This window comes from Acetatifactor sp., assembly GCF_982438285.1.
Map to the genome: position 1 here is coordinate 1 of NZ_CEWDFQ010000401.1, position 2,461 is coordinate 2,461.

The 2,461-nt window shown below is 50.3% G+C and carries 2 protein-coding genes; one reads left to right on the forward strand and one right to left on the reverse strand.

The genetic code is table 11. From position 1 onward, the window contains the following. Positions 1-810, forward strand: an 810-nt coding sequence (locus AC1WIP_RS14490) for a reverse transcriptase domain-containing protein (protein ID WP_481142494.1), incomplete at its 5' end; no start/stop codon positions are given. Here the strand turns inward: AC1WIP_RS14490 and AC1WIP_RS14495 are convergent. Then, the coding region (locus AC1WIP_RS14495) for a helix-turn-helix domain-containing protein (RefSeq protein WP_481142495.1) at positions 792-2,461 on the reverse strand (1,670 nt) is incomplete at its 5' end. The genes AC1WIP_RS14490 and AC1WIP_RS14495 overlap by 19 nt on opposite strands.

A 2,461-nucleotide genomic window follows, 5' to 3' on the forward strand; every position in this document is an offset into this window, starting at 1 on the left:
GATATCAGCAATTACTTTAACTCCATAGACGTGGAGCTTCTTTTGGAAAGGCTTTCCTTTCTTCAAAAAAGAGAGCCCGCTCTCTATTCCCTGTTTACCCGGGTTCTTCGGGAAAGCAGGGTAATGGACGGTTCTCAGATTGTGAGGGAAAATCACGGTGCCATGGCCGGCACTCCTGTTTCTCCTTTTTTTGCCAACGTGTATCTGCGGGATACGGACGCCTTTTTTGAAGGAGAAAACGTACCCTATTTTCGCTACTCTGATGATATTCTGCTTTTTGCGCCCACCCTGGAAGCGCTGGAAAAAAGACAAGCCCAGCTCTATGAGAGACTGAAATCCCTGGGGCTTTCCATAAATCCCGAAAAGGTGCATATTTCCGCTCCCGGGGAGCCCTTTGACTTTCTCGGCTTTTCCTTTCATAATGGAGAGGTGGATCTTTCTCCAAACACCATTTACAAGATCAAGGGAAAGATCAGGCGCAAAGCCAATGCGCTGCGCCGATGGCAGCGCAGAAAGGGCTTGGCGCCAGACAAGGCTGCCATCGGCTTCATCCGGGCCATGAACCGGAAATTCTACGGTCAGGAGCAGGAAGAAGATTTCACCTGGAGCAGATGGTTTTTTCCCAATCTCACTGTGGATACGGGGCTCAGACAGGTGGACGCTTATCTGCAGCAGTACCTGCGCTTTGCGGCCACCGGCCGCCACGCCAGGGGCAATTACCGCATCCGTTATCAGACCTTAAAGGACTGGGGCTATAAAAGCCTGGTGCATGAATACTATAAGTATAAAAATCACTGCCCGTTTCTATGATTCTTTCGAAACTGCCCTGGCGTGACGCCGAATTTCTTTTTAAAAATAGCGTTGAAGTAGGAGGGGTTGCTGTATCCCACCAGCTCGCAGATTTCCTGTATGCTTTTATTGCTCTCTGAAAGCAGAAGCTCCTTTGCCTTTTCCATCCGCAGGGTGGTAAGGTAGTCGGGAAAGGCGCAGCCGCATTTTTCATGGAAGAGTCTGCTGAAATAGGAGGGCGTTATGTGGTATTTATCCGCCAGAAGCTGGGCGCTGATGCCCGGATCCGCATAGTTTTCCTGCAGGTAAGCCACAGCCTTTTCCACAATGTCCTCTCTGCCCGTCTGTCTTGACCGCTCCAGCACCATCCAGATTTCCTCTGCAAGGTGGAAAAACCATTCTCCGATGTCATCCATGTATTCATAGGCGGAAAGGCCCTGACTCAATGCCTCGTAGTCAGTCTTTGACAGCGGTTCAAACCGATAGTGTAAGGTATGGTAATAGGTGATCATCTGGGAGGCCATATCCATAAGGGCATCCATTGCCGTCTGAATGGAAAGGCTCTTGATTTCTCCGATAATACGGCGGTATTCCCTGGCAAAGCCCTCTCTGTCGCAGTCCTTTAACAGCTTCATCAGGCGGGAAATGTCCGGAGAGGCTTTCCCGTTTAACGCCCGCACCGCCATTTCCTCCTCCGTCACAATGGAGCCAAGACCATACATAAAGCGGTACGCTGTGGCGGCTCTTGCCATCTGATACATAATATTCAGCTCTCCAAAGCCTTCCTTTTCCTTGCTGATTCCTGCGTCCATGCCAATGTGCAGAAGCTCCCCGGTCACGGAGAATACCTCCCGTATGCCGGAAATAATCCGCTCCTTTGCAATACTGCTTTCAGAAAACAGCATCACCGCCAGATATTCCCGGTCTACAGGCGTCACAAGAATATCACCCGTTCCCTTTAACACCTGCTCCACAATGCTCTTTATGGTCTCAAGCTCAAAAGCAATGGCCTCCTCAGTGTTGTTGTCATGGAAATCCTTGGTATCGCTGATGCGCAGGCAGATTAAACGGCTATGGACTTCCTCTCTGCCATAGGTTTCCTCCACCCACTCAGGCGTGCTTTTCTGGGTGGATTTGCTGCTTAAATAAGCCGCCAGCTCCTCCTGCTCCTTTCTTATGTTCATATGGTTTAAGGTCTGCACCATAGACTGATAGGTTCTGGCAATGGTAGACAGCTCCGTATCCGCCAGTCTCTTGGACATATCCTTGGAGGGAACCCCCTCCTTGCCGGCAGTGCGCACCATCTCATCTAAGGGAGCGTACACCCGCTTAGACATGGCAAACGCAAGCAGCAGCACGATCACCACTACCAATATTCCTATGGCCGCAAAGATAAATCCCACATGTCGGATAGTGGCGGAAAGATTCTGATAGGGCACCAGCCACACCAGGTAAAATTCTCCGTCCATATTGACGCAGCTTGCCAGATATTTCTCTCCGTCCAGCCTTAAAAGCTCCGCCGACTGTCCCGTGCAGCTGTACAAAAATGATGTGAGAGCCTCCTCCTGCAAAGAGTCGCTGCTTTGGTATCTGCCTCCCTTGGCATAGATAATGTTACCCTGTCCATCCGTAAGAAGATATTGCTCTCCTTCTTTCGCCTGAGAAAATATGC